General features: G+C 64.4%; 22 protein-coding genes. 13 read left to right on the top strand and 9 right to left on the bottom strand.

Features of this window, described 5'->3' with window-relative positions; genetic code table 11:
* Window positions 1-101: 101 nt before the first annotated feature.
* From ptsP to B6S01_RS04775, 9 genes are all read left to right on the top strand, one after another.
* Window positions 102-2,378 carry a phosphoenolpyruvate--protein phosphotransferase gene (gene ptsP, locus B6S01_RS04815; protein ID WP_037461497.1) on the top strand — a complete coding sequence of 759 codons (2,277 nt, stop codon included), beginning with the start codon at window positions 102-104 and terminating at the stop codon, window positions 2,376-2,378.
* A gap of 90 nt (window positions 2,379-2,468) precedes the next feature.
* Complete coding sequence (locus B6S01_RS04810) at window positions 2,469-3,395, top strand: helix-turn-helix domain-containing protein (protein WP_037461499.1); 927 nt, start codon at window positions 2,469-2,471, stop codon at window positions 3,393-3,395.
* A gap of 132 nt (window positions 3,396-3,527) precedes the next feature.
* A complete protein-coding gene (locus B6S01_RS04805; protein ID WP_037462215.1) occupies window positions 3,528-4,439 on the top strand; it encodes a tol-pal system YbgF family protein in 912 nt (303 codons plus the stop codon).
* A gap of 6 nt (window positions 4,440-4,445) precedes the next feature.
* The gene (gene tilS, locus B6S01_RS04800; protein ID WP_037461501.1) at window positions 4,446-5,396 is read left to right on the top strand and encodes a tRNA lysidine(34) synthetase TilS; all 951 of its coding nucleotides are present in this window, start codon (window positions 4,446-4,448) and stop codon (window positions 5,394-5,396) included.
* Between the two features lie 166 nt (window positions 5,397-5,562).
* On the top strand, window positions 5,563-5,754 hold the full coding sequence (locus tag B6S01_RS04795; RefSeq protein WP_037461503.1) for a hypothetical protein: 192 nt from the start codon (window positions 5,563-5,565) through the stop codon (window positions 5,752-5,754).
* A 74-nt stretch (window positions 5,755-5,828) separates the two neighbouring features.
* Window positions 5,829-7,778, top strand: a complete 1,950-nt coding sequence (ftsH, locus tag B6S01_RS04790; RefSeq protein ID WP_037462218.1) for an ATP-dependent zinc metalloprotease FtsH — start codon at window positions 5,829-5,831, stop codon at window positions 7,776-7,778.
* A 304-nt stretch (window positions 7,779-8,082) separates the two neighbouring features.
* The gene (guaB, locus tag B6S01_RS04785; RefSeq protein WP_037461506.1) at window positions 8,083-9,540 is read left to right on the top strand and encodes an IMP dehydrogenase; all 1,458 of its coding nucleotides are present in this window, start codon (window positions 8,083-8,085) and stop codon (window positions 9,538-9,540) included.
* Between the two features lie 12 nt (window positions 9,541-9,552).
* Window positions 9,553-10,728, top strand: coding sequence for an RsmB/NOP family class I SAM-dependent RNA methyltransferase (locus B6S01_RS04780; RefSeq protein ID WP_037461508.1), 1,176 nt, complete (start codon window positions 9,553-9,555; stop codon window positions 10,726-10,728).
* Between the two features lie 77 nt (window positions 10,729-10,805).
* Window positions 10,806-11,324, top strand: a complete 519-nt coding sequence (locus B6S01_RS04775) for a hypothetical protein (RefSeq protein WP_037462221.1) — start codon at window positions 10,806-10,808, stop codon at window positions 11,322-11,324.
* A gap of 217 nt (window positions 11,325-11,541) precedes the next feature.
* Here the strand turns inward: B6S01_RS04775 and rsmA are convergent, their stop codons facing one another.
* From rsmA to B6S01_RS04755, 4 genes are all read right to left on the bottom strand, one after another.
* Entirely contained in the window at window positions 11,542-12,384 is an 843-nt protein-coding gene (rsmA, locus tag B6S01_RS04770) for a 16S rRNA (adenine(1518)-N(6)/adenine(1519)-N(6))-dimethyltransferase RsmA (protein ID WP_037461510.1), read from the bottom strand.
* On the bottom strand, window positions 12,374-13,411 hold the full coding sequence (gene pdxA / locus B6S01_RS04765; RefSeq protein WP_037462224.1) for a 4-hydroxythreonine-4-phosphate dehydrogenase PdxA: 1,038 nt from the start codon (window positions 13,409-13,411) through the stop codon (window positions 12,374-12,376). Before pdxA ends, rsmA begins: the two co-directional genes overlap by 11 nt.
* The gene (locus tag B6S01_RS04760) at window positions 13,389-14,774 is read right to left on the bottom strand and encodes a peptidylprolyl isomerase (protein ID WP_037461512.1); all 1,386 of its coding nucleotides are present in this window, start codon (window positions 14,772-14,774) and stop codon (window positions 13,389-13,391) included. The genes pdxA and B6S01_RS04760 overlap by 23 nt, the downstream gene beginning before the upstream one ends.
* 88 nt (window positions 14,775-14,862) lie before the next feature.
* Window positions 14,863-17,097, bottom strand: coding sequence for an LPS-assembly protein LptD (locus B6S01_RS04755; RefSeq protein ID WP_051907900.1), 2,235 nt, complete (start codon window positions 17,095-17,097; stop codon window positions 14,863-14,865).
* Window positions 17,098-17,319: 222 nt separating this feature from the next.
* On the opposite strand from B6S01_RS04755, the gene B6S01_RS04750 reads away from it, so the two are divergent.
* The 3 genes from B6S01_RS04750 to ndk all read left to right on the top strand — a co-directional run bounded on the left by B6S01_RS04750 (window position 17,320) and on the right by ndk (window position 19,715).
* A complete protein-coding gene (locus B6S01_RS04750) occupies window positions 17,320-18,765 on the top strand; it encodes a leucyl aminopeptidase (protein ID WP_037462227.1) in 1,446 nt (481 codons plus the stop codon).
* A complete protein-coding gene (locus tag B6S01_RS04745) occupies window positions 18,765-19,202 on the top strand; it encodes a DNA polymerase III subunit chi (RefSeq protein WP_037461516.1) in 438 nt (145 codons plus the stop codon). The genes B6S01_RS04750 and B6S01_RS04745 overlap by 1 nt, the downstream gene beginning before the upstream one ends.
* 90 nt (window positions 19,203-19,292) lie before the next feature.
* The gene (ndk, locus tag B6S01_RS04740; RefSeq protein ID WP_037461517.1) at window positions 19,293-19,715 is read left to right on the top strand and encodes a nucleoside-diphosphate kinase; all 423 of its coding nucleotides are present in this window, start codon (window positions 19,293-19,295) and stop codon (window positions 19,713-19,715) included.
* An 81-nt stretch (window positions 19,716-19,796) separates the two neighbouring features.
* On the opposite strand, the gene B6S01_RS04735 is transcribed toward ndk, so the two are convergent.
* Window positions 19,797-20,471: a glutathione S-transferase family protein gene (locus tag B6S01_RS04735; RefSeq protein ID WP_081570288.1), complete on the bottom strand. Its 675-nt coding sequence runs from the start codon at window positions 20,469-20,471 to the stop codon at window positions 19,797-19,799.
* Window positions 20,472-20,635: 164 nt separating this feature from the next.
* Between B6S01_RS04735 and B6S01_RS04730 the strand changes: the two genes are divergently transcribed.
* Window positions 20,636-21,427: a sulfite exporter TauE/SafE family protein gene (locus B6S01_RS04730; protein WP_037461518.1), complete on the top strand. Its 792-nt coding sequence runs from the start codon at window positions 20,636-20,638 to the stop codon at window positions 21,425-21,427.
* 105 nt (window positions 21,428-21,532) lie between these two features.
* Here the strand turns inward: B6S01_RS04730 and B6S01_RS04725 are convergent, their stop codons facing one another.
* From B6S01_RS04725 to B6S01_RS04710, 4 genes are read right to left on the bottom strand one after another with little or no spacing between them, the layout of a single operon-like run.
* Window positions 21,533-22,549 carry a sugar phosphate isomerase/epimerase family protein gene (locus tag B6S01_RS04725; RefSeq protein ID WP_051907902.1) on the bottom strand — a complete coding sequence of 339 codons (1,017 nt, stop codon included), beginning with the start codon at window positions 22,547-22,549 and terminating at the stop codon, window positions 21,533-21,535.
* Window positions 22,550-22,560: 11 nt separating this feature from the next.
* The gene (locus B6S01_RS04720) at window positions 22,561-23,694 is read right to left on the bottom strand and encodes a Gfo/Idh/MocA family protein (RefSeq protein WP_051907904.1); all 1,134 of its coding nucleotides are present in this window, start codon (window positions 23,692-23,694) and stop codon (window positions 22,561-22,563) included.
* Window positions 23,695-23,698: 4 nt separating this feature from the next.
* On the bottom strand, window positions 23,699-24,535 hold the full coding sequence (locus B6S01_RS04715; protein ID WP_037461519.1) for a 3-keto-disaccharide hydrolase: 837 nt from the start codon (window positions 24,533-24,535) through the stop codon (window positions 23,699-23,701).
* On the bottom strand, window positions 24,532-25,119 hold the full coding sequence (locus B6S01_RS04710) for a TetR/AcrR family transcriptional regulator (RefSeq protein WP_037461522.1): 588 nt from the start codon (window positions 25,117-25,119) through the stop codon (window positions 24,532-24,534). Before B6S01_RS04710 ends, B6S01_RS04715 begins: the two co-directional genes overlap by 4 nt.
* Window positions 25,120-25,225 lie beyond the last annotated feature (106 nt).

Here is a 25,225-nt window from a genome sequence, read left to right as displayed (position 1 = left end):
CAATGTGTCCTGCCGCTTTTCGATCATTTCGATGGATTTCCCCTTTCATTAACCCTGACTTCCCCTTGGAAAGGAACCGCGCGATCTGATAGCGCTGTCATATGCCCACGACGCCCGCCGCCGCCGCCCGCCAGATATTGACCCGTTTGCAGGAGGTGATGGCCGCGCGCACGAGCGCGCAGGCGAAGCTGAACAAGGTGGTCGATATCATCGGCCAGGCGCTCTCCAGCGAGGTCTGCTCCATCTATCTGGTTCGCGAGGGCGTGCTGGAACTGTTCGCGACACGCGGGCTGAAGCAGGAAGCCGTACATGTCACCCGCATGGCGAAGGGCGAGGGGCTTGTCGGCCTGATCGCGACCAATGTGGAGACGCTGAACCTGGACGAGGCAGCGGCGCATCCCGACTATAGCTATCGACCGGAAACGGGCGAGGAATTGTTCCACAGCTTTGCGGGCGTCCCGATCGTCCGGCGCGAGCGTGCGATCGGCGTCCTGTGCGTGCAGCATGTGGAACCGCGCCGTTATGAAGAGGTAGAGATCGAGGCGTTGCAGACGGTCGCGATGGTGCTGTCCGAACTGATCGCTAATGCCGAACTGGCCGACGATGGGCCTGCGGATTCGCGGGTGCATGATACCGGCACGATCATGCTGAACGGCCTGCAACTCGTCATGGGCATGGCGCGTGGGCACGCCGTTTTCCACCAGCCGCGCGTTCATATCGAACATACGGTCGCCGAGGATACCGAGGCCGAACGCCAGCGCGTCATTTCCGCTTTCACCAAGATGCGCGAGCAGATCGACCGCATGACCGGCGCGGTCGAATTCGGCATGGAGGGGGAGCATCAGGAGGTTCTCGAAACCTACAAGATGTTCGCCTATGACGAGGGTTGGACGCGGCGGATCAACGAAGCGATCGACAGCGGCCTTACCGCGGAAGCGGCGATCGAGCGGGTGCAGCAGCGCACGCGCATGCGCATGCGGCAGATCGATGACCCGCTATTGTCCGACCGGATGCACGATCTGGAGGATCTGGCGAACCGGCTGCTGCGGATCGTGTCGGGCCAGTTGGGCACGGCGGCGCAGATGGGGTTGCGGCAGGACGCGATCCTGATCGCGCGCAACCTGGGGCCTGCCGAACTGCTGGAATATGACCGGCGGCGGTTGAAGGGGGTGATCCTGGAGGAAGGATCGCTGACCGCGCATGTCACCATAGTCGCGCGCGCCATGGGCGTCCCGGTTCTGGGGCGTGTGCGCGATATCCGCCATCAGGTGAATGAGGGCGACCTGATCCTGATGGACGTCGCCGCCAACAGCCTGCTGATCCGGCCTACGCCCGACATGGACGAGGCGTTCGAGAACAGGCTGCATGTGACGCAGAAGCGTCGCGCCGAGTTCGCCGCCATGCGCGACCTGCCGTCCGTGACGCTTGACGGACAGCGCATCGAGCTGATGGTCAACGCCGGACTGCGCGAAGATGCGCAGGCGCTTGATCTGGTGGGTGCGGACGGCATCGGGCTGTTCCGCACCGAATTTCAGTTCCTGGTGTCGGCAACGCTGCCGCAGCGGGAAAAGCAGCAGCGGCTTTACAAGGATGTGCTGGATGCGGCGGGTGACCGTCCCGTCATCTTCCGCACGGTCGATATCGGTGGCGACAAGGCGCTGCCCTATATGCAGCGCGATGAGGAAGAGGAGCTGGAGGACAATCCGGCAATGGGCTGGCGCGCGTTGCGGCTGGCGCTCGACCGCGATGGATTGATGAAGGCGCAGGCCCGCGCGCTGCTGGAGGCGTCGGCGGGCAAGATACTCAACATCATGTTCCCCATGGTGTCGGAACCATGGGAATATGAGCAGGCGCGCGCTCTGGTCGAGCATCAGCGCGAATGGCTGGTTTCGCAGCGCAAGAAGGTGCCGACCGGCGTGCGCTATGGCGCGATGCTGGAAGTGCCGGCGCTGGCCGAGGTGCTGGACCTGCTGCTGCCCCGGCTGGATTTCCTGTCGATCGGTACCAATGACCTGACGCAATTCCTGTTCGCGGCGGATCGCGCGCATCCCAAGCTCGCGGAGCGTTATGACTGGCTCAGCATCGCGATCCTGCGCTTTTTGGACCGGGTGGTGCGGACATGCGAGGCCTATAAGGTGCCGGTGGGCGTATGTGGCGAGATGGGCGGACGCACGCTGGAGGCTATGGCGCTCGTGGGCCTGGGCGTGCGGCGGCTGTCGATCACCCCGGCTTCTGTCGGGCCGGTCAAGGCGATGATCCGCGCCATCGACGCAGCGCAGTTGCAGGCGTTGATGCGCGACCTGCTGGACAAGGGGGTGGTCGATGTGCGCGGCGTATTGACGCAATGGGCCACCGAGCGGGGCATCGAACTGAATTAAACCGGTAAATGGGCGGTATGCCGCTGCGGCGGCGTTGACAATCCCCGTACCGGAATGAGACAAGACCGGCTTCAAAGATCGCGGAGCAGCATGGCAGAACAACCCGAACTGGAAACCGGCGCTGTGGCGTCGGATGCGCAGGCCAGCACCCCCGGCGCGAAGCTGCGCGCCGCGCGCGAGGCGCAGGGATTGTCGATACAGGATGTGGCGACCCGCACCCGCATCGCCCAACGCCAGCTGGAAGCGATCGAGCGCGACGATTATTCGGCCCTGCCGGGCATTCCCTATGCCGTGGGTTTTGCCCGTGCCTATGCCCGCTCCATCGGTCTGGACGAGGTGGCCATAGCCGCCGATGTGCGTAACGCCGTCCACAATTCCGATTTGGGCGCCAACCGTTATGAAGCCTTTGAACCTGCCGATCCGGCCCGCGTGCCTTCCCGCGCGCTGGCGTGGACTGCGGCCGCGATCGTTGTCCTGCTGGTTGCAGGGTTTACCATCTGGCGTACGCAGATGCTGACGCCGCCCACGGAGCAGCAGATCGTGGCAGAGCAGGCGAGGCCCGCCGCTGCCGACAGGCCCGCGCCTGGTGCGCCTGCTCCAGCCCCAGTGGCGCAGACGGTGGTGTTTACGGCGACCGATGACGTCTGGTTGCGTATCTATGACGAAGCGGGCGAGCGCCTGAAGGACGGGCTGATGAAGAAGGGTGAGAGCTTTACCCTGCCCGACAGCGCCCGCAATCCGATGATCCTGACCGGCCGTCCGCAGGCCCTGGCGGTGACTGTCGGCGGCAAGCCGGTCGCGCCATTGGGTGCGCCAGACCGGACGATTTCAGACGTTCCGGTTTCCGCCGCTGCGCTGCTGGCGCGCGCTGCTCCTGCCGCCGCTCCCGCCGCTGCGCCATCGCCCGCTCCCGCCGCGAGGCAGGCGCCGCCGGTCCAGCCCGTCACCGGAAGCGTCGCGCCCGCTATACCGGAGGCGGCTCCGGCGCCTGCCGCTCCGCCCGCCGCCCCAGAGTAAGGACACGCCGCCATCGGGTGTTGAGCCGTCGCAGGTCGCGCTTTACGGCGGCGAATATCGCCTTATGGTTAAGGGTGAGAGGTGCGGTTCATGGCCGCATCGTCCGGGGAAATGTTCAAGTCGGGGAAGATCATGCGTTACGCCTTATTTGCGACGACCGCCTTGCTGCTGGGTGCGCCGGGGCTGGTTGCGATTGCACCGGCAGCTGCGGCCCAGAATGTCGCGCTGGACGTGCGCGTAGACCGGCTGGAAAAGGAAATGCGCGCCGTGCAGCGCAAGGTTTTTCCCGCAGGCGCGCCGCTGCAGGCGGAGATCACGCCTCCCGCGCCCCCCACCGTTGCGCCGGGAACGCCATCATCCTCGCCGGTTTCCGACCTGATGGCGCGGGTGGGCGCGCTGGAATCGCAGCTTGCGTCCATGACCGGGCAGGTTGAGGAAAACAGCTTCAAGATCCGGCAGCTGGAAGACGCGTTCAACAAATATAAGGCCGAGGCGCAGAGCCGCGCCGAAGTGGTGGCTCCGCCGCCCGTGCGACCGGGCGTATCGACAGAACCTGTGGCATCGACGCCCCCGAGGCCCACGCCGGGCGCCAACGGCGCGGCCAGCGAAGCGCGCAAGGCAGCGGTCGCGGCGATCGAGCGGCCATCGACGGGCGATGCCGCTGGCGACGCCTATACTTACGGCTTCCGGTTGTGGGATGCCAAATTCTATCCCGAAGCGCAGGCGCAGCTGAAGGCGACGGTCGATAAATATGGCTCTGCGCCGGTGGCGAGCCGTGCGGCCAACCTGCTCGGCCGCGCCTATCTGGACGATGGCAAGCCTGCGCTCGCGTCGGTCACTTTCTACGAAAATTACCAGAAACGGCCCAATGGCGACCGTGCCGCCGACAGTCTGACATGGCTGGGCGAAGCGTTGATGCAGCTGAAAAAGCCGGCCGACGCATGCAAGGTTTATGCGGAACTGGAGCAGGTCTATGGCGCGAGCCTGTCGGGCACGCAGCGGAGCATGATGGACAAGGGCCGCGCCAAGGCGAAGTGCAGCTAAAGCAGCATGGCCGCGCCGCCATCGGTTGAGCCGGGTCTCGACGCGCTGCTGGGGCGGGCCGTCCGGGCTTTGACGGGCGAGCATGGCAAGCTGCGTTTTGGCGTCGCGGTTTCCGGCGGGCCTGACAGCATGGCGCTGCTGGATTTGGCTGCCCATGTTTTTCCGGGTCGCGTGGAGGCCGCGACGGTCGATCATGGGTTAAGGCAGGAGTCCGCCGACGAAGCGGCGATGGTGGCCCAATGGTGCCGCGATCGGGGCATCCCGCATGAAGTGCTGCACCCGGCCAACCCCCTGACCGGCAATGTCCAGCGATGGGCGCGGTTGCAGCGCTATGCGGCGCTGGAGCTTTGGCGGACGAGACGAAACATAGACTGGCTGTTCACCGCCCACCATGCCGACGATCAACTGGAAACGGTGCTGATGCGTCTGAATCGTGGAGCGGGTGTCAGCGGGTTGGCCGGAATCCGGGCGCGGCAGGGGCATATATTGCGCCCGTTGCTAGGCGCGCGGCGGGCGCAGCTTCTGGAATATGCGCAGTCGCGGCAAATTCCCTTCGTCAACGATCCTTCCAACACGGATACGCGCTTCGATCGTGCGATGATTCGCCGGCATCTGGCGGGAGCGGACTGGATCGATCCGCAGGCAACCGTTCGCAGCGCAGCCGCGCTGGCCGAGTGCGAGGAGGCGATGAACTGGATTGTGGATGGGCTGGAAGCCCGGCATGTCCGCGCGAGAGGCGCCGTTTGGTTGCTGGACCGCACCGATTTTCCGCGCGAACTGTTGCGGCGGCTGCTGTTGCGGATGCTTGCCAAATTCGACCCGGGTGCTTCGCCGCGCGGCGACACGCTGGATCGCGCAATTGGTTTGGCGGCGCAGGGCAGAAAGGCCAGCATCGGGTCCGCGCTGCTGGAGGGCGGCGAAGAATGGGTGGTGAGTCTCGCTCCCGCTCGGCGCTGAGGACGGCCATCGCTGACTGCCGCGGCCGCTCTGGAAGGTCGTTACGGAAAGGTTCCACGGGCTGACGCGCGATAGCCTCGCTCCGTCGAAATGTTGCAGCGCAATGACCTTTCCTTAATAGCGTGCATGCTTATTGAGCCTGCCCTCCAAGCATGGAAAGTGAGTTATGTTCGAATTTGCGGCGCTGACCTATGGCGTGCTGACCAGCGTGATCCTTTCGGCAGCGCAACGTAACCGCAAATTGGCCCAGCCGCATCCGCCGATGCTGCTTTCCGCCGGTTATCTGCTGTGTGGTGTGTCGGCGGGTGTCGCGGTGATCCTGGCCTATATCGCCCTGTCGCAATTCGTCGGCGGATGATCCCCCTGGGGTTTGATCGCCCAGCTTGCGATTTCGCCGGAGCATCCTATCTTGCCAGGTGAAAGAGAGTGATGATGAACGACGAGAAGGACCCGCAGGGTAACCCCTGGATCAAGAGTGCGATGATTTGGGCGGGCGTGATTGTCGCGCTGCTTCTCTTCGTCTCCATGTTCGACAGCCGCACCGCTTCGCAGGCGGGCAGCGGCATCGCCTATTCCGAATTCCGGTCCAAGGTGCAGGAAGGGCAGGTCAAGGACGTCGCCATCGCTCCTGACAAGATCACCGGCACGCTATCGAGCGGGCAGCGGTTCAACACCGTGCCCGTCAATGATCCGGGCCTGACCGGGCTGCTGGACGATTTTAACGTCAAATATTCCGGCCAGACCGAGGAACAGCCCAGCTTCTGGATGATCCTGATCTACCAGTCGCTGCCGTTCCTGCTGATTCTGGGCATCGCTTTCTTCGTGCTGCGTCAGATGCAGAAGGGCGGCGGCGCGGGCGGCGCGATGGGCTTTGGCAAGTCCAAGGCCAAGCTGCTGACCGAAAAGCATGGCAAGGTGACATTCGATGACGTCGCCGGCATCGACGAAGCGCGCGAGGAATTGCAGGAAATCGTCGAGTTCCTGAAAGACCCAACCAAGTTCGCGCGTCTCGGCGGCAAGATTCCCAAAGGCGCGCTGCTGGTCGGCTCGCCCGGCACCGGCAAGACGTTGCTGGCTCGTGCGATTGCGGGTGAAGCGGGCGTGCCTTTCTTCACCATTTCGGGTTCGGACTTCGTTGAAATGTTCGTGGGCGTGGGCGCGAGCCGCGTGCGCGACATGTTCGAGCAGGCCAAGAAGAACGCACCCTGCATCGTCTTCATCGACGAAATCGACGCTGTCGGCCGCCATCGTGGCGCGGGCCTGGGCAATGGCAATGACGAGCGCGAGCAGACGCTGAATCAGCTGCTGGTCGAGATGGACGGTTTCGAGGCGAATGAGGGCATCATCATCGTCGCGGCGACCAACCGCCCTGACGTGCTTGACCCCGCGCTGCTGCGTCCGGGCCGCTTCGACCGTCAGGTCGTGGTGCCCCGCCCCGACATCGAGGGCCGCGAGAAAATCCTGGCCGTCCATATGAAGAAGGTGCCGCTGGCGCCGGACGTCAACCCGCGCACCATCGCGCGCGGTACGCCGGGCTTCTCGGGCGCTGACCTCGCCAACCTGGTCAACGAAGCGGCGCTGATGGCGGCGCGGCGTGGCAAGCGCCTGGTCGCCATGGACGAGTTTGAAGCGGCCAAGGACAAGGTCATGATGGGCAGCGAGCGCCGCTCGATGGTCATGACCGACGATGAGAAGAAGATGACTGCCTATCATGAGGCGGGCCATGCCATCGTCGCTGTTCATGAACCGGCGTCCGACCCGATCCACAAGGCGACGATCATTCCCCGCGGTCGTGCGCTGGGCATGGTCATGCGCCTGCCGGAGCGGGACAGCTACAGCTATCACCGCGACAAGATGCACGCGAACATGGCCGTCGCCATGGGCGGACGCGTGGCCGAGGAGATTGTCTTTGGCTATGACAAGGTGTCATCGGGCGCGTCGGGCGACATCCAGTACGCCACCAAGCTGGCCCGTGACATGGTCACGCAATGGGGCATGTCGGACAAGCTGGGTCCGCTGCAATATGAAGAACAGCAGGGCGAAACCTTCCTCGGTTATTCGCAGAGCCAGCGCGTCCATATGTCGGACGAGACGGCGAAGCTGATCGACAAGGAAATTCGCGGGCTGGTGGAGCAGGGCTATGCTCGGGCGCAGGATATCCTGAAGGGTCATGAGGACCAGCTGCATCTGCTCGCCAACGCGATGCTGGAATATGAAACGCTGAGCGGCGAGGAGATCAAGACGCTGCTCGACAAGGGCGAGATCACGCGCGAGGATGGCACGACGATCAAGCCTTCGGCGATCCCGACGGCGGGTTCTTCGATCCCCAAGACGCGCAAGCGCAAGGGGCCGTTCGGAGACCCGACGCCTGCCGGGGCGTAAAGGCGCGACAATGACCTGGGGAGGGGCGCGGCCAATGGTCGGGCCCCTTTTTCGTCCGCTCGCGAGGGGCCGTCAAATCGCGGGCAGGGCGGAATTTGCCGCCGACGGGCGAGGATCGCTTGCGTCAGGACAGTGATCTACGCGCTGCCCAACCCGGCGCATCGCGGCGCCGGAAAGCCGATGCTCGCCGCGCTGCAATAAAATGCTCCGGGGGTCTGGCCGTTTGGGCACGAAATGGTTACATGGGCCGCCACAAATCCCCGGGGGCTTGTCCGCGGTCCCCCAGCAGAAAGTGGCTTTTTCCATGGATATCCGCCTTGGCCTCACCTTTGACGACGTGCTGTTGCAGCCCGGCGAATCCGATGTGTTGCCCAGCCAGGCGGACACCAGCACCTATGTGACCAAGCAGATCAAGCTGAACATCCCTATCCTGTCGTCCGCGATGGATACGGTGACGGAGGCCGACATGGCGATCGTCATGGCGCAGCTGGGCGGTATCGGCGTGCTTCACCGCAACCTGTCTGTCGAGGAGCAGGCGGATGCGGTGCGCGCGGTCAAGCGGTTTGAGAGCGGCATGGTGGTCAATCCCATCACCATCCTGCCGACCGCCACGCTGGCCGATGCGCAGATGCTGATGCAGCGGCACAAGATCAGCGGCATCCCGGTGGTAGAGCAGAGCGGCAAGCTGGTCGGTATCCTCACACATCGCGACACCCGCTTTGCGGAGAATCCGGCCCAGCCGGTCAGCGAGCTGATGACCAAGGACAATCTGGCCACGGTCAAGCTGGGCGTCGGTCAGGACGAGGCGCAGCGCCTGCTGCACCAGCGCCGGATCGAAAAGCTGCTGGTGGTTGATGACGACTATCATTGCGTTGGCCTGATCACCGTCAAGGATATCGAGAAGGCTGTCACCTATCCGCAGGCCACCAAGGATGGATCGGGCCGTCTGCGCGTCGCTGCGGCGACGACCGTTGGTGATAAGGGACTTGAGCGGAGCGAGGCGCTGATCGACGCCGAATGCGACCTGATCGTCATCGACACCGCGCATGGCCATAGCAAGCAGGTTTCGGTTGCGGTGGAAGCGGTAAAGCGGCTGTCCAACCATGTTCAGGTCGTGGCGGGCAATGTCGCGACCGCAGAGGCGGCCAAGGCACTGATCGATGCTGGCGCGGATTGTGTGAAGGTCGGCATAGGCCCCGGTTCGATCTGCACCACGCGGGTCGTCGCGGGCGTGGGCGTGCCGCAGTTGACCGCCGTCATGGATGCTGCGGCCGAAGCAGCCAAGCAGGGCGTGCCGGTAATCGCCGATGGCGGCCTGCGCACATCCGGCGATCTGGCGAAGGCGCTGGCGGCGGGCGCGGGATGCGTCATGGTCGGGTCATTGCTGGCCGGGACGGCAGAGGCGCCGGGCGAGACGTTCCTGTATCAAGGCCGCGCCTATAAGAGCTATCGCGGCATGGGCAGCGTCGGCGCGATGGCGCGCGGATCGGCCGACCGCTATTTCCAGGCCGACATCAAGGACCAGATGAAGCTGGTGCCCGAAGGGATTGAGGGCCAGGTGCCGTTCAAGGGTCCGGCCAAGGATGTTATTCATCAGTTGGTCGGCGGCGTGAAGGCGGCAATGGGCTATACCGGCAGCCGCACGATCAAGGACCTGCAGGAGCGGGCGCGTTTCGTGCAGATCACCAATGCGGGCCTGTCCGAAAGCCATGTGCATGATGTCACCATTACGCGGGAAGCGCCCAATTATCCGACCCGTTAAGAGCCTGGTCGGATGACGCCTGCGGCGCGGGTGCAGGCCGCGATAGAATTGCTCGACGCCATCATCGCTTCGGCGCGTGATGGCGGTCCCGCCGCAGACACGCTGATCGCCCGCTATTTCAAGGAACGGCGCTACGCCGGATCGCGCGATCGGCGGGCTGTGCGCGATCATGTCTATGACGCTGTGCGCCGGGCGGCGGATCGACCGGAAAGCGGTCGCGCGGCGATGGTGGGCCTCGCGCGTGAACGGGCGGAGATCGCCGCGCTGTTCGACGGGTCGCCTCATGCGCCTGCGCCAATTGCGCCCGATGAACCGGGGGCCGTTTCAGGCGCCGTGCCGGGTTGGCTGACGCCGCTGCTGGCGGAGCCGGTCGAGCAGGATGGACTGTTGGGCAGGGCGCCGGTCGATTTGCGCGTGAACCGGTTGAAGGCGACGCCGGATCAGGTCTCGACATTTTTCCCTGAGGCGGTTGCGATCGACGGTTTGCCGGATGCTCTACGCTTGCCGGAAGGCTGGCCGGTCGAGCAGAGCGATGCGTGGAAGCAGGGGCTGGTCGAGGTGCAGGATGCCGGGAGTCAGCTGATCTCGGCGGCCTGCGGGGCTGAGGCGGGCATGACCGTGATCGACCTGTGCGCCGGGGCGGGGGGCAAGACGCTGGCGCTCGCCGCGGCGATGGCGGGCAGGGGTCGGCTGATCGCGGCCGATACGATCCGGTCCCGGCTTTCTCGCCTCGCGCCGCGCGCCGAGCGGGCGGGGGCGACCTTTATCGAGACGCTGTTGCTGGACCAGGGGCATGAGGCGCGCGCGCTGGATGGTCTGAAAGGCCGAGCGGATGTGGTGCTGGTCGATGCGCCCTGTTCAGGCACCGGCACCTGGCGGCGCAACCCGGAGGCACGCTGGCGCATGACGCCCGCCCGGCTCGATCGGCTGGTGCAGGAACAGGCGCGCATATTGGATTTCGCCGCGCCCCTGCTGGCGCCGGGCGGCGCGCTGGTTTACGCTACCTGCGCGCTGACGGACCGGGAGGGGGCAGGGCAGGTGCGGGGGTTCCTGAAACGTCATGACGGATGGACGGCAGAGCCGCTGGGCATTGGGCAAGGTCGCGACCATGGCGATGGCCTACTGCTGACACCCGGCCATGATGCGACGGACGGTTTCTATTTCGCCAGGCTTGCGCGCACGGCATGAAAGAGGCGATGGACAAGCCCCGCCAAAATGACGACAGTTGGAAAGAATCAACGCCTGAAACATGGCTGGAGTTGTGCATGCGTTTTACCCCCGCTTCGATCGCCCTGGCCGCCGTGCTGACCACCGTGTCAAGCGTGGGCATGACCCAGCGACCGGACACGCAGATTTCGCCGCTGTCGGTTGAATGGCAGCAGGCCGGGGCGGTTGCGCGCAAGGCGGGCAATTTGAGCGCGGCCAACGACGCACTGGAAACGGCGCTGGTAATCGATCCTCGCAATCGCTCGGCCTATATTGAGCTGGCAGAGGTGGCGCGCGCGCAGGGGCTTCAGGGCAAGGCGATCCGCTTTTATCGCGAGGCGCTGCTGCTCGACCCATCTGACGTGAATGCACTGGTCGGTCAGGGCGAAGCGATGGTCGAAAAGGGCGCCGTCGCCAAGGCCAAGGAAAATCTTGTTCAGGCCCGCAACGCCTGTAAGTCCGATTGTGCGGCTGTCGGCAAGCTGGCGGCGGCGATCGAGAAGGGGCCACCCGCGACGGTGCTGAGCGCCAAGGACGGCGTGGCGGCGCCGAAGGCTCCGGTAACCGAAACGCCCTGAGGCTGGATTTTACGATTCGGGGGACGGGGTCGTTTAGGTCGGCCGCCTGTATCTCATGGCAGCGGATTTTTTCACGCGGAGCCGCGGAGATGGCATCGGGCCATTATCGCTGAGCCGTCAGGCAGTTTGACGGTTGAATTTCAGCTTTTGCCTGGCTTTCTGCGTCTTTTGCTCTGGCGGTTAGCAAGCCGCCGTGCGCGCCTGCTAGCCTGCCCGATCAAGAGCGCCCCAGCACTCGCGCCACTTCCACAAATTCTTCGACGCTGACGGTTTCCGCGCGTCGTTGAGGATCGATGCCGACAATGTGCAAGGCATCCAGTGCGCCGGGAAGCCCCTTCAGGCTTTGGCGCAACATCTTGCGGCGTTGACCGAAGGCGGCAGCCGTCAACCGTTCAAGCAGTTTTAGCTGCACGTCTGCCGGGGCGGGTTTGGGCGTGATGTGGACCACGGCGGACATCACCTTGGGCGGCGGCGTAAAGGCGCTGCGGTGGACCTTCATCGCAATACGCGCGTCGCTGCGCCATTGGGACAGGATGGCGAGGCGGCCATAATGGTCGCCGCCGGGCTTTGCGACAATGCGTTCGGCCACTTCCATCTGGAACATGAGGGTGAGCGAGGACCACCAGGGCAGCGGATTCCACTCTGTCGAAAGCCAGCCAACCAGCAGGGCGGTGCCGACATTATAGGGCAGGTTGGCGATAATGTGGGCGTTATCGCCAGCCTCCGCCCGCGCGTCGATCTGCATCGCGTCGCCGGAAATGACGCGGAGTTGCTGCGGGAATGCTTCCGACAATTCTGCCAGAGCAGGAAGGCAGCGATGATCCCGCTCTACCGCGACAAGCCGCGCACCCGCCCGCAGGATCGCGCGGGTGAGGCCTCCGGGGCCGGGGCCGACCTCAAAAGCGGGCTGGTCCTTTAGGGGGCCGGGAATCGCAGCGATACGGTCGAGCAATTGCTCGTCCAGCAGGAAATTCTGCCCCAACGCTTTGCTCGCCTGCAAGCCGTGTGCCGCAATGACGTCCCGCAGCGGTGGTAGCACTGGCTGTGCCTCAGGCGCCATGCGCCATCCGTGACCGGGCGGCTTCGGCAGCCATTTTGAGCGCGGCCATCATCGCGCCGGGATTGGCGCTGTCGGTGCCTGCTATCCCGAAGGCGGTGCCATGGTCGGGTGAGGTGCGGACAATCGGCAGGCCTAGCGTGATATTCACCCCTTCGTCGAAATGCAGCGTCTTTAGCGGGATGAGCGCCTGATCATGATACATGCACAGGACCGCATCATAGGTTTCACGGGCGCGCGCATGAAACAGGCCATCAGCGGACAGCGGGCCGACAATGTCCATGCCATCTTCGCGCAACGACCTGATCGCGGGCCCGATGATGTCGATTTCCTCACGGCCCAGCGCCCCGCCTTCGCCGGCGTGCGGGTTAAGTCCGGCGACGACGATGCGCGGCCTGGCGACACCGAAATTGCGTTGCAGCCCCTTGACCGTGGTGATCGCCCGCGCCCGGATGAGGTCGATCGTCAGAGCCGCGGATACATCCGCAAGCGGAATATGGATGGTGACCGGCACGACCTTGAGCGAAGGGCCAGCGAGCATCATCACGGCATTGTGCGCCGCTACCCCGCATCGCTCCGCCACAAATTCCGTTTGACCGGGATGGGTGAAGCCGACGCCGTAAAGCTGTTCCTTGCCGACCGGGGCCGTCACGATCCCCGCCGCCGATCCGGTTCGGGCGACGCCGACAGCCGCTTCCAGCGCCTGAAATGCGGTGCGCGCGCCATCGAGGCTGGGGGTGCCCGGAATGATTTCTCCGGCCTCGGCAACCTGCAGGCAGGGGAGGGCGCTATCGAACACCGCCCCTGCTTCCTCGGGCGTCGTGATGAGCGTGACCGGGCCTTGCCAGACGCGACGCAGCGAAGCCGCGTCTCCGACCGCGAAGAAGGCGGGCAGGCCGCGCGCCTCTCGCATCGCCCAGCTCTTCGCGACGATTTCCGGGCCTATCCCCGCCGGATCGCCGAGCGAAACCGCGAAGGGCGGCAGCTCCGTGCGAGCCGAGCCGGGATCAGTTATAGTCGATGACGGCATCGCGGCGAAGATCACGCAAATAGATGCGAGCGCGCTTGTTGACCCGTTCTTCTTCCAATTGAGCCATGATCTGGTCAGGATTGGGAGCCGCAGCCCCCCCGGCTTCGTCACGGCCGCAGACGACCAGAACGCGCACGCCATCATTGATCGATCCGAAGGGCGGCGTGGCTTCACCAACTTGCAGCCCAAGCAGGATGTCCTGCAACTGCGGCGGCAGGTCGCGAACCTTCACATTATCGTTATCCACGACGTCTGCGCCGATCTTGCCGCCCAGTTCATTGGCCTGGCCGCAGCCCTTGATCGATTTGGTCTGCGCGGCGAAAGCCGCCGCCTTGGCGCTGGCCTGATCCTTGGTCGTGCCGGCCGGGAAGCTGACCGACAGCTGTTTGAGGCTGAGCAGCGCGTCGCGCGGATCGGCGGTCAGCACCTTGCGCTTGTCCATGACGTAGATGACCGACATGCCGCCCGGAACGGGGATGGGGCCTGCGAGCTGCCCAACCTGCATTTCGTTTGCGGCCTGCGCGAGTTCGTCCGGCAATTGGGCAGGGCGAACCCAGCCCAGATCACCGCCGACTGCGGCGGTCGAGGCTTCCGAAAATTGCCGTGCATAGGCGGCGAAGCTGCCGCCCTGTTTGATCTGTTCGATGATGTTGCGCGCGTTCGTGGCGATCTGCGCCTGATTTTCGGGGGTCGCCGACAGGTAGATCTCACCGATGCGGTATTCGTCGCTGCCCTTGGCCGCGTTCATGCGGTCGACCACCGACTTCACCTCGTCGGCGGATACGTTAACGAAGGGCTGAATATTGCGGCGAAGCAGGCGGCTCCAGGCCAGTTCGCCCTCGATCTGACGCCGGATGCTGGCAGGCGCGCTGCCCTGCGCGCGAAGATATTGGTCGAACTGGGCGGGCGACTGGCGGAAATTCGCCGCAACCCGTTGATAGCTCTGGTCGATTTCCGCCTTGTCGATCTTGATGTCGTTGGCGGCCGCCTCCTGAATCTGGAGCGCTTCGTCGATCAGGTTGCGCAGCACCTGGACGCGCAGCCGTTCCTTCTCCTCTGCCGCCACCTTGCCGCCATTGGCCGTGATGATCAGCGCCAGGCGCTGATCGACGTCAGTGCCCGTGATGATGCGGCCATTGACGATTGCGGTCGCCCTGCGGACGTTGGGATCGGCTTTGCCGAATACGGTCACGTCCTTGGGCAGGTTCAGCTGCTGCGTCGCGACATTGTCATCGTCACCGACGGTCTGCGCGGTGACATGGCTGAAGCTCGACCCCAGCAGGATCGAGGACAGAAGCAGGGCGCGCACGCTGGTCCGGAAGGACTGGCCAAGGCGGGAAGACGGGGAAACGACAGGCTGCATCGTCGGCAAAACTCTCCAATACGGTCCGGCGCCTGATGCGCCGGTCCGCCTTAACCGGTCCTGAGCGGAATGGCGGGAAGGCTGATCCTTATATGCCGATATTCCGAAAAGCCAGCCGTAGTTGGAAGCTGTTGCCCTTTCGCGCGTCGCCGGCCGCCACATAGTCACGCCGCCAGGTCAATCCCAGCGTCAGGCAGTCATCCTCATAGGCGACGCCGAGCCGGTGACGGACGGGCTCATAGCCGTCGGCTGCGCTTAGCGGATCTTCCTTCTGGTCGGTCAGGTCGATGACGGTCGATCCAAAGACCGACCAGAAGCGCGCGAACTGGACACGGCCGCCCAGGCGCAGCTCCTCGCGGTCCCGCAAATCTTCAAGTCCTATTGCGGCATTGCGGTTGAGTCGCAGATAGCCGACCATCGCATAGGTCTTGCGCGTGCCGACGGTGGCGTCGATCTCATTGCGGCGCGCTGACAGCCCGTCCTTGTCCAGACGGAAGCGGTGGATCAGGCTGATGAAATCCTTGTACCGGACGGTCGTGCGGCCAACGATGTCCGACATGCGGTCGGACAGGCCGGTGCCATCGGGAAGAATGCTTTCGCGATTGTCGAGGCGATAGCTTTGGCCGATCACGGCCTCGAGCGAGAGGTCGGGCACGGAGAGGCTGTATTCCAGGCCGTAGGTGATGCGGCTTGAATCCTCGAACCGGTCATAGCCCGCGAAACGGTTGAGCGCGAAGAGATTGCTGTCTTCAAGATCGATCGCGCGGGCGTCCTCATTGGGGACGGAGAGGTTGGCGATCCGCGGCGCGGCGACGATCTGCACGCGCGGAGCAATACGCTGAACGCCGCCGAATGCTTTGCCGATGAAGGGCCAGCGGACATCGATCGCCGCCGCCGCGATGCCCCGCGCCTTCCAGCCCGGATCGCCGGCATAGCGGGGGATATTGTTCAGCAGATTGTCGCTGCTATGATAGACGTCGCCCCGCAGATAAGTGGTGAAATTCACCTCCTGCCCCATGCCTGTCAGCTTGCGCAGGTTCCATTCGAACGCGGCAAAGGCGCGCTGCGTATCCTGTCCATCGGTGCGGGTGATGGCCAGCGCGTTGGCCTGCAACTGGATGCGCCCACCCAGCAGCGGGTCGAGAAGGCGCAGGCGATAGTCGATGACCGGCAGGGCGATCGGCGTCTGGCCTTGCGGGTCGCCGCTCCGCAATGTCTGCACCGCCCAGCCGGCGATGGAGAAATAGCTGTTTTCCCCAATGCGCTGCGCGCCGAGGGTTGAGCGCAGACGGTCGTCGCGGCTGATGTCGTAGCGGCGCAGGAAGGTGCGGTCGCTGGCGACACGGATCGATCCGTTGATGCTCCATTCCGGCGATAGCTGCATGCCGCCGCTGGCGTCGAGATAGCCGCGAAAGTCCTTTTCCGTGTCGGCGGGCGTGGTCGATCCGGGCAGGGTGCTGCTGGCGGGGGCGCGTGTGGCATGCGTGGCATAGCCGGTGATCTGGTAAGCGCCGCGATCCCAGCGATGGCGGAAATTCGCCTCCAGCATCGGCAGCGTGTCGGAATAGATATGCGGCGTGATCGTCAGGTCGCGATTGGGAGCGAGCTTGATATAATAGGGCAGCGCGACTTCAACGCCGTTGGTGCGGTCGTAGCGAATGTTGGGCACCAGCAGCCCGCTGCCGCCTGTATCGCCGACCGGATGGGAAAAGCCCGGCAGCGGGATCAGCGGCAGGCCGAACAGTTCGATATTCGCATTGCGATATCTGACGCGCGCGGCGACCGGATCGTAGACGACCTTGACGGCCTTGATCTGCCAGGTGGGTTCCTTGGGGCAACCTTCGCTGTCTTCCACCGCGCAGCCGGTGTAGGCGGCCTTGCGCAGTGTATAGACGCCGTTCGTGCGCACGGCCTGCGCCGCAGCCAGCCTGCCGCCCGATTGCAGCACCAGCAGCATGTTTTCGATGGTGCCGTCTTTCAGCGTATCGGTGACCTGGAACCGGTCGCCATAGGCGATATTGCCTTCGGTATCGGTGGCCGAGACATTGCCGCGCGCTTCGACCTGGCCGGTGGTGCGGTTCCACACCACCTCGTCAGCGCGCAGGCGGTTGCCTTGCCGCAGCAGCTGGACATTGCCGCTGGCTGTGACGACTTCCGAATTGCTGTCATATTCAAGGCTGTCGGCGGCAAAGCCGATTTGTTCGTCGCTTGCGGGAGCGGGGGCATCCTGCGCGCCGGCCGGGGGTTGCGGCGTCTGCAAATCCTGCGCGGACGCATAGGGGACCGCGCCCATGCAAACGAGCGCAGCGCCAGCGGCCAGCATATGTTTCACACGCAAGGAACGGGGATAAATCTGCAAGGGGATCGTGCCTCTTCGGGGGCGCTTGATTGCCCGCCTATCGCATTGCTTTGCCCGCGCCGCAATCTTTCGTCACGCTTCTTTTGCGGGAAATCGGTCGAACGGCTTTGCCAGATGGGACAAGCGACATTATCTGACATGGCGCGTTCCCAGCGCTCAACGATCAGAAAAGAAGAAGGACCCTTGATGGAAATCGCGTTCAGCCCGGTGCGTCCCGACGCCGACACCCTGGTCTTTGCCATTCCCAAGGGCGGCTTCGATGCCTTGCCCGTTGCGGCGGCGGCGACTTTGGCGGCAGGCGCGACGGCTGCCCGGTTTACCGGTGAAGCGGGCGCGAGCTTTGAAAGCTTCGTGGAGGAGGGCGGCAAGGTGATGCGCATCGTGCTCATCGGCACTGGCGCTGGCGCCGAGGCCGACCTTGAACGCGCGGGCGCGGCTCTTGTCGCTCGGCTGCTGACGAGCGGGGCAAGCCATGCCGCAATCGAATTTTTCGGCGGAACGAGCGGCGAGAAGGCCGCGCATTTCGCGTTCGGCGCTCTGATGCGTGGCTGGCGGATCGACACCTACCGCACCCGGCAGCCGGAAAAGGCCAAGCCGACGCTGACGAAGATCAGCCTGGTCGCCAATGGCGCCGAGGCGCAATGGCAGCGGTTGGCCGCCGTTGCCGAGGGCGTCGCATTTACCCGCGAGCTTGTGTCGGAGCCTGCCAACATTCTTTATCCTGAAAGTTTCGTCGAGCGCTGCCGCCATCTGGAACAGTTGGGCGTGAAGCTGACCGTCCTCGACCAGGCGGCGATGGCGGAGCTTGGCATGGGCGCGCTGCTGGGCGTCGCGCAAGGATCAAGGCGCGAGCCGCGCGTGCTGGCGATGGAATGGGACGGCGCCGGGGGTAGCGCGGACAAGCCGGTCGTGTTCGTCGGCAAAGGGGTGACCTTCGACACTGGCGGCATTTCCCTGAAGCCCGGCGCGGGCATGGAGGACATGAAGTGGGACATGGGCGGCGCAGGCGCGGTTGCAGGCGTGATGAAGGCGCTTGCCGGGCGCAAGGCGAAAGCGCATGTCGTGGGCATCTGCGGCCTGGTCGAGAACATGCCTGACGGCAACGCCCAGCGGCCGGGCGACATCGTCACGTCCATGTCGGGCCAGACGATCGAGGTGATCAACACCGACGCCGAAGGACGGCTGGTGCTATGCGATGTCATCACCTGGGCGCAGAAGACCTATGCGCCGGAGGTTATCGTTGATCTCGCCACCCTGACCGGCGCGATGATCGTGGCGCTGGGCGACCAATATGCGGGCATTTTCGCCAATGACGAAGGGTTGGCCGAGGATTTGATCGCAGCCGGCAAGGCGAGCGGCGACCAGCTTTGGCGCTTCCCGCTGTCCGACGCCTATAACAAGCTGATCGATAGCCCCATCGCCGACATGAAGAATATGGGCGCGCGCTATGCCGGGTCCATCACCGCAGCGCAGTTCATAAAGCGCTTCGTCGATGACGGCGTCAAATGGGCGCATCTCGACATTGCGGGCATGGTTTGGGCGGACAAGCCCGGCGCGACCTGGGACAAGGGCGCGACCGGTTATGGCGTCCGCCTGATCGATCGGCTGGTGGCGGACAAGTTTGAGCGCTGATGCAGGTCGATTTCTACCAGCTCAGTCGAGACCCCGTCGATCGGGTGCTGCCCGCCATCGCCGCGCGCGTGCTCGGTCTGGGCGAACGACTGCTGGTGGTGGCGCAGGACGAGGCGCAGCTTGACCGCATTTCCGCCGGCCTGTGGGCGGGGCCGCCGGAAAGCTACCTGGCCCATGGCCGCGTGGGGCAGGGGCAGGATTCGGTGCAGCCCGTGCTGCTTGCGCAGGATTGCGTCGCGGCCAACGGTGCGCGTCATATTGCGCTTGCCGACGGTCATTGGCGCGACGAGGCGCTGGATTTTGAACGCGCCTTTTATTTCTTTGACGCCGTTTCCATCGATGCGGCGCGCGAAAGCTGGCGGGCGTTATCCCGGCGGGATGGCGTCACTCCGCGCTTTTGGCGGCAGGAGCAAGGCAAATGGGTACAGGGGCCGTGACCCGCACGGGTGATCGACGCCCCCTTGCGGTGTGGGGCGGCGCGGTCTAAAGGGCGCGCCAATTCCAACAACCCGGAGCTTTTGAGCCTCATGGCCGTGACCCGCACTTTTTCGATTATCAAGCCCGATGCCACGCGCCGCAACCTGACCGGCGCCGTGACCAAGAAGCTGGAAGAAGCGGGCCTGCGCGTCGTCGCATCCAAGCGCATCCGCATGAGCCGCGAACAGGCCGAAGGCTTCTATGCCGTTCACAAGGAACGCCCTTTCTTTGCTGATCTGGTTGCCTTCATGATTTCCGGCCCGGTCGTCGTCCAGGTTCTGGAAGGCGAAGACGCCGTGAAGCGCAATCGCGACATCATGGGCGCCACCAACCCCGCCAATGCGGACGAAGGCACCATCCGCAAGGAATATGCCGAATCGATCGAAGCCAATTCGGTCCATGGTTCGGATAGCGAAGAAAATGCCGCGATCGAAATCGCCTATTTCTTCAAGCCGGAAGAAATCGTCGGCTGATTTTTAGCCGGTCGCATTAAAGAACAAGGGGCCGAAGGCGAACCGCTTTCAGGCCCTTTTTCTTTCGTTTTCTTTCGGGGTTCAGCCCGGTTGCGCGGGAGCCTCGAACCGGTCGATCACCCATTCCTCCGCCTGCGCGCCGCCAATCCATTCCTGCATCCATGGATGAGCGATGACCGCCTGCATATAGGCTTCGGCGAAGCGGGCGACGGGTAGCTGATAGGTTATGAAGCGCGTCACGACAGGCGCGAACATGACGTCCGCAGCGGCGAACTCACCGAACAGGAAATCGCCGGTGCCGCCATGGCGCGCGCGCGCCTGGGCCCAAAGCTGCATGATCCGGGCAATGTCGTGGGCCACGGCTTCGGACGGCGGTACGGCCGGGTAGATCTGGCGGATGTTCATGCTGTGCTCGCGGCGTAGCGCGGCAAAGCTCGAATGCATTTCCGCCGCCATCGAACGGGCCATCGCCCGGGCAGCCGCGTCCGTAGGCCAGAATTTCTCGCCGCCGGTTTTTTCGTTCAGATATTCGATGATCGCCAGGCTGTCCCAGACCACCGTGTCGTCGCCGTCCCACAGTATAGGCACCTTGCCCGAGGACGGTGCGAATTCGTCGCCCTCCCGCCGCTTTTCCCACGCCTCGTCATAGAGTGGGACCACGACCTCCTCGAACGGCAGACCGCTCAGCTTGCAGGCGAGCCAGCCGCGCAGCGACCAGCTCGAATAAGCCTTATTGCCTATGAACAACTTCATCATTCACCTTCTTTAGACGGGGCGGGGAAGGGAAGTCGAGAGCGGCGGGCCTTGCGGCCATGTGACAGGCGCCCGCGGCAGGAGAAAATTTTCTCGGCCATGGGGCTGGATGCGCCGCCTGCGGGGTCGTAAGCCGTCGCCTGCAATAGGGCGAACGGGGGCACGATATGGATTGGCTGCACGGGGTAGCAGGCCTGTTCGTCGGATTGATGGTCGGGCTGACGGGCGTTGGCGGCGGATCATTGATGGCGCCCATACTCATTCTGCTGTTCGGCGTCGCGCCCGCAACAGCGGTCGGCACCGATCTGTGGTTCGCCGCCATCACGAAATCGGTGGGTGGCGCGATCCACCATCGCCATGGCGGCCCGGACGGCGGACCCGATTATGAGGTCGTCAAGCGGCTGTGCATGGGCAGTCTGCCCGCCGCGCTCATCACGTTGCTGATCCTGTCACAGGCGCATGTCGAACAGATCAAGAGCGGCATCGTGACCACGGCGCTGGGCGCGGTGTTGATCGCAACGGCGATCGCGACCTTGTTGCGGGGTCGTTTTCACCGATGGGCGCTTGCCCGCCGCGTCAGCACGGCCGACCGCTTCACACGGATCCAGCCCGCAATGACGGTGGCGGCCGGCGCGTTGCTGGGGGCGATGGTAACGCTGACCTCCGTCGGGGCGGGAGCGATCGGGGCTACGCTGTTGCTGGCGCTCTATCCCATCCGCATGCGTCTGCAGCGGCTGGTGGCGACGGACATCGTCCATGCCGTGCCGCTCACGCTGGTCGCGGGCCTGGGCCATTTGTGGATCGGCAATGTGAATAGCTGGCTGCTGCTCAACCTGCTGATCGGATCTATCCCGGGGATAATCATCGGTTCGCTGCTGGCGACCCGAGCTTCCGATCGCGTCCTTCAACCTTTGCTGGCCGTGATACTGGCGGTGATAGGTTGGCGCCTCATCGCCTGAACCGGCCATTGTTTGCGCGCGATCCTCCGCGCTGAATGAACCCATGATAACTTATGCACGCGGTTCCGGTCTCACCCTCGCTGTAGAGGGCGCACAGCGCAATTCTTAACCGCCTTTGGCGAAATCGTCGAACGCTCGGTCGGTGACCGGGATGATGTGACTTGCGATGAAGGGCGCACCTTCGGCAGCGCCTTCCTGTGGGTGTTTCAGCGCGCACTCCCATTCAAGAACCGCCCAGCCCGGATAGTCATATTGGGCCATCTTGGAAAATATCTGTTTGAAATCCACCTGACCATCACCGAGCGAGCGAAAGCGACCGGGTCGGTCCACCCATGATTGATAGCCCCCATAGACGCCTACGCGCCCGGAAGGGCGGAACTCGGCATCCTTGACGTGGAAGCTCTTTACCCGCGCATGATAGATGTCGAGGAAGGCGAGGTAATCGAGCTGCTGCAGCACGAAATGGCTGGGGTCGTAGAGGATGTTCGCGCGCGGATGGTGATCGACGCGATCAAGGAACATCTCGAACGTCGCGCCGTCGTGAAGATCCTCGCCGGGATGGATCTCGAATGACAAGTCCACCCCATTTTCATCGAACGCGTCAAGGATCGGCCGCCAGCGGCGTGCCAGTTCATCAAAGGCCTCTTCTATCATGCCTGCCGGCCGTTGCGGCCAAGGGTAGAAATAGGGCCATGCCAACGCCCCTGAAAATGTGGCGTGGGCCGCGAGGCCGAGCCGGCGGCTGGCCCGTGCGGCGAGCTTCAACTGCGCCACGGCCCATTGTTGGCGCGCATCGGGCCGCCCCCTCACCTCCGGCGCGGCGAACCCGTCGAACAGCGTGTCATAAGCGGGGTGCACCGCGACCAGCTGGCCCTGCAGGTGCGTCGACAATTCGGTGATGGACAGGCCCTTGTCCGCGAGCTTGCCCGCAATCTCGTCGCAATAGTCCTGGCTGTCCGCAGCCTTCGCAAGATCCAGGAAGCGCGGATCGTTGGAGGGAATCTGCAGCCCCTTGTAGCCCAGGCCTGCCGCCCAATCCGCAATGGCGTCCAGCGAGTTGAACGGCGCGTCATTCCCGATGAACTGCGCCAGGAAAATGCCCGGTCCCTTGATCGTGCGCATAGAGTGTTCCTTCAGACGATGAGATGCACCCAGCCGCTATCCTCGCGGCTGGCGTGAACGGCGGTTTCGATCAGCGCCATACCGCGCAGGCCATCGCTGATGCCCGGCAGCAGCGGGGCCGCGCCGCCGCGCAGCAGCGTGGCGAAATCCCGATAGAGGTTGGCGAAGGCCTCAAGATAGCCTTCCGGATGTCCCCCTGGCGTGCGCAGGCCTGCCATCGCGTCCGAACCCAGCGACGCGTCGCCCGCTTGCACGATCTCGGTCCGGCCATCGCCATGGTGGATGACCAGCCTGTTGGGCGTTTCCTGTCGCCAGTCCATCCCTCCGCGCGTGCCGTGGATGCGCAGCCGCAGGCCATTACGCTCGCCGATCATGACCTGCGAGGCCAGGAGCGCGCCGCGCGCGCCGTTATCGAAACGAAGCAACAACTGGGCGTCGTCGTCCAGCGTGCGGCCGGGCACGACCGATCCCAGATCGGCGAGCAGTTGCGTCACGTGAAGCCCGGTGACGAACTCCGCCAGATGAAAGGCGTGGACGCCGATATCGGCGATGCATCCGCCGGCCCCCGCGCGGCCGGGATCGAGCCGCCACGCCGCCTGCTTGCTGTCGACCGCGCCGGCGAGCCAGCCCTGCGAATATTCGACGATCACCTTGACCACCTGCCCGATCTCACCCGCCGCGATTCGGGCTCGTGCCTCGCGCACCAGCGGATAGCCGGAATACGTGTATGTCAGCGCATAGGGCACGGCAGCGCCGGCGACGATATCCGCCAAGTCGCGCGCTTCTTGCAGCGTGGCGGTAGCCGGCTTGTCGCTCATCACCGCGATCCCCGCCTCCAGCGCGGCGCGTGCAGCGGGCAGGTGATGGTGATTGGGGGTGGCGATTGTCACGAAATCTATGCCGTCGGGCCGCGCGGCTTCCGCCGCAAGCATGGTGGCCAAGTCCGGATAGGCGCGCGCCGGATCGATCCGGTACGCCGCGCCCGCTTGCGCCGAGCGATCGGCATCGCTGCTGAAGGCACCCGCGACCAGTTCGATCTCGCGGTCCAGTTCGGCGGCGATACGGTGTACGCCGCCAATGAAGGAGCCGGGGCCTCCACCGATCAGAGCGAAGCGCAGGCGCCGTTCATTTCTGTCGTTCGTCACTGATCTAGAGCTCCCTGATCCTGATGTTCCGCCAGCGGCAGGCGGCATTGCGTCCCCAGCGCGCCTCGCCAAAATGCGAGTCATGATCATGCACTTCAAAGGCGATGTGGCCGCGCTCGCCCAACAGAGCGGCGACAGCGACGGGATCGTAGCCAGGCGATTGCACCGCCCCGGCATCGACCTGCGCGATGCGAAGGCCGTTCACCCAGGTGGTGATCACCGGCAGCGCGCCGCCGACGCAGCGGACGCGCAGCTCGTTCCAATCCCCCCAACGCCAGACGGCAAGGAAATCGTCCACAGTCGCGGCATGGGAAAGGCGAGCGATCTTGTCCGGCGTCATCGGTTCCACGCTGGTGGCCGGATCGTCGGGCCTGAGGCCGGCCGCTCTACCGTCCGGGTTCAGCACCGCATCCACGGCGAATGGCACGGCGGAAAAGCCCGCGAGGCCGTTGCCGTAGAAACCCCCAATGCTGCCCGAAGGCCGGTGATCGACCAGGATCTGGAAGCCTGCCCAGGTCTCGCGCTGGCGCCGGACCATCACGCCGGTATCGGCGGGCCAATCAGGCCGCATTTCCAGCAGCAGTTCGAAATCGCCGAACGTTTCTTCGGACAGGAGATAGCCGCCATAGCCGAGTTTCGCCTGCCGGCCCACGATCGCGCCGTCCTCGACCTGCCAGACCGCCGGATGCGCCTCCGGATGGGGCGGCGTCTCCATCCCATATTGCTTCATCAGGTCGGCTACCGCCGGGCCGCCGGGCTTCCAGTCGCCGTAGACGCGAGGAATGGCTCGCCATCCGGCGAGCGTGCTGCCATCGAACAAGGCACGATATGGGTCGCTCATTTTCGTCCGCCCCCGTTCCCAAGGAGGAGATCGATCTCGGTTGCGAGGGCAGCCGCCATATCGATCGACCTATCGACCAGCCAGCGCACCTGAAGGCCGTCGGCCTGCGCGATCAGCATCATCGCGGCATGATCGGCATCGAGTGCCGGCGCGACGTTGCCTGCGACCTGCCGCTTGCGGATTGCGTCTGCGATGTACCCCTGCAGCGCAGTGAAACGCGCGCGAAAGAAATCATGCGCCGGATGCGCTGGATCGGCGGCTTCGGCTGCGAAGGCGGTATAAAGCTGGACCAGGCCCGGCGTGTTCGTGTTGCGCCGGGCCGCTTCCACCATCCATGCAAAGATATCCGCGTCTGCTGCGGTGTGGGCGGCATTGCCTTCGTCCCAGATGCGCAGCACTTCCTGCAGCAGCACTTCACGCGATGAGAAATAGTAGATGATGTGTGCGCTATCGATGCCGATGCTCCGCCCGATCTGGCTGAGCGAGGCGCCGCGATAGCCGTCGCGGCTGATAATCTCGACCGCGGCGCGCAGGATTTCATCCCGCTTTTCCTGTCCTTTCGCATAGGGTCCGCGCTTGCTCATTCCGTCTCACTACCGTTTCCGCCATCGAATTTATAGCTTTCCTAAATCTTTAGCATCACTATAAGTTGGAGGGAAGCAGCAGAGTACGTCTGCGGGAGGATATTCG

Origin of the sequence: Sphingobium herbicidovorans, from assembly GCF_002080435.1 — a bacterium.
Classification (GTDB): Bacteria; Pseudomonadota; Alphaproteobacteria; order Sphingomonadales; family Sphingomonadaceae; genus Sphingobium; species Sphingobium herbicidovorans.
Note: the sequence above shows the minus strand (reverse complement) of the source record. Positions and strands in the feature narration are given on the sequence as shown.

Excerpts from the sequence above, each read along its gene's own strand:
- B6S01_RS04755 (WP_051907900.1), bottom strand. The coding sequence starts at position 17,097 with ATGCTGGCCGCTGGCGCTGCGCTCGTTTGCATGGGCGCGGTCCCCTAT.
- ftsH (WP_037462218.1), top strand. The coding sequence starts at position 5,829 with ATGAACGACGAGAAGGACCCGCAGGGTAACCCCTGGATCAAGAGTGCG.
- B6S01_RS04710 (WP_037461522.1), bottom strand. The coding sequence starts at position 25,119 with ATGAGCAAGCGCGGACCCTATGCGAAAGGACAGGAAAAGCGGGATGAA.
- B6S01_RS04725 (WP_051907902.1), bottom strand. The coding sequence starts at position 22,549 with ATGCGCACGATCAAGGGACCGGGCATTTTCCTGGCGCAGTTCATCGGG.
- B6S01_RS04745 (WP_037461516.1), top strand. The coding sequence starts at position 18,765 with ATGCAGGTCGATTTCTACCAGCTCAGTCGAGACCCCGTCGATCGGGTG.
- B6S01_RS04750 (WP_037462227.1), top strand. The coding sequence starts at position 17,320 with ATGGAAATCGCGTTCAGCCCGGTGCGTCCCGACGCCGACACCCTGGTC.
- B6S01_RS04805 (WP_037462215.1), top strand. The coding sequence starts at position 3,528 with ATGCGTTACGCCTTATTTGCGACGACCGCCTTGCTGCTGGGTGCGCCG.
- tilS (WP_037461501.1), top strand. The coding sequence starts at position 4,446 with ATGGCCGCGCCGCCATCGGTTGAGCCGGGTCTCGACGCGCTGCTGGGG.
- ptsP (WP_037461497.1), top strand. The coding sequence starts at position 102 with ATGCCCACGACGCCCGCCGCCGCCGCCCGCCAGATATTGACCCGTTTG.
- B6S01_RS04795 (WP_037461503.1), top strand. The coding sequence starts at position 5,563 with ATGTTCGAATTTGCGGCGCTGACCTATGGCGTGCTGACCAGCGTGATC.
- B6S01_RS04735 (WP_081570288.1), bottom strand. The coding sequence starts at position 20,471 with ATGATGAAGTTGTTCATAGGCAATAAGGCTTATTCGAGCTGGTCGCTG.
- guaB (WP_037461506.1), top strand. The coding sequence starts at position 8,083 with ATGGATATCCGCCTTGGCCTCACCTTTGACGACGTGCTGTTGCAGCCC.
- B6S01_RS04775 (WP_037462221.1), top strand. The coding sequence starts at position 10,806 with ATGCGTTTTACCCCCGCTTCGATCGCCCTGGCCGCCGTGCTGACCACC.
- B6S01_RS04780 (WP_037461508.1), top strand. The coding sequence starts at position 9,553 with ATGACGCCTGCGGCGCGGGTGCAGGCCGCGATAGAATTGCTCGACGCC.
- ndk (WP_037461517.1), top strand. The coding sequence starts at position 19,293 with ATGGCCGTGACCCGCACTTTTTCGATTATCAAGCCCGATGCCACGCGC.
- B6S01_RS04730 (WP_037461518.1), top strand. The coding sequence starts at position 20,636 with ATGGATTGGCTGCACGGGGTAGCAGGCCTGTTCGTCGGATTGATGGTC.
- B6S01_RS04810 (WP_037461499.1), top strand. The coding sequence starts at position 2,469 with ATGGCAGAACAACCCGAACTGGAAACCGGCGCTGTGGCGTCGGATGCG.
- B6S01_RS04760 (WP_037461512.1), bottom strand. The coding sequence starts at position 14,774 with ATGCAGCCTGTCGTTTCCCCGTCTTCCCGCCTTGGCCAGTCCTTCCGG.
- pdxA (WP_037462224.1), bottom strand. The coding sequence starts at position 13,411 with ATGCCGTCATCGACTATAACTGATCCCGGCTCGGCTCGCACGGAGCTG.
- B6S01_RS04715 (WP_037461519.1), bottom strand. The coding sequence starts at position 24,535 with ATGAGCGACCCATATCGTGCCTTGTTCGATGGCAGCACGCTCGCCGGA.
- rsmA (WP_037461510.1), bottom strand. The coding sequence starts at position 12,384 with ATGGCGCCTGAGGCACAGCCAGTGCTACCACCGCTGCGGGACGTCATT.